Source organism: Vibrio sp. D173a (assembly GCF_030248475.1).
This window is the reverse complement of record NZ_JAHGAH010000444.1, coordinates 1-765: the sequence shown is the minus strand read 5'-3', so window position 1 is coordinate 765 and position 765 is coordinate 1. Positions and strand designations below refer to the sequence as shown.

Genomic DNA, 765 nt, shown 5'->3' with positions numbered 1-765 from the left:
TTTCATCTTCTATTTGCTTAGTGGCTTCACGTCCATGATTCGGCTGTTCAATCGCTTCCATCAGGTATTGCTGTTTGTCTGTGCTGTATTTGAGCGCTTCTGCGGTGATCTGGATAGATTGCGCCATGGCAGAGATGTTGCTGGTGGCTTGGACCAGTGTGTGTTGCATTGGCTTGAGGATCAGCAGGTATATAGCGACCAAAGCGAGCACAATCACTCCCACCACTGCAATCAAGGCGATCAGGATCTTGGTTTGGATATCGTCGAGTAGCGTCTGACTGGTTTGCTGAAAGGTGGCTCGTGAGTGCTCGAACACCTCAGGAAGATGATTGAGAGATTGTGTGGTTGAAGCGCTGAGCTCGTTAATGCTGGCAATGGTTTGATTGAGTGCCTGTTGCTGGTCGTCGCTGAGGTTAGGGTTATTAACAATAGACTGTAGCGACTCTGAAATGGTCTGCAGTGACTGGCTGGCTTCCTTAGCGTATTTCTCCATGCCATCTAAATCGAGGGTCATGTCGACATTCATCAGAGCAGGCGGTGGCGACTGAGGCTCTTCGGCCTGTAATAGCGGTGGTAATAGCATGATGATGAGCGCCAAAATTCGCACGGGTACGCATTTTTTTAACATGAGCCTTCCTTTCCCATTATTGTGTTAGATAGGAGTGATCTAACTATTGTTGTTATCTATCTGTTCTATTTCTGACTTTTAGTATGGATCACTGCTGAGTGCTAACCGATTAAAATTAGACAAAAAAATACCCTGCT

General features: G+C 46.5%; 1 protein-coding gene. It reads right to left on the bottom strand.

Annotation, left to right across the window (positions count from 1 at the left end; genetic code table 11):
• Positions 1 to 628, bottom strand: a 628-nt coding sequence (locus KIV40_RS26605; protein WP_285352183.1) for a hypothetical protein, incomplete at its 3' end; no start/stop codon positions are given.
• Positions 629 to 765: the final 137 nt, after the last annotated feature.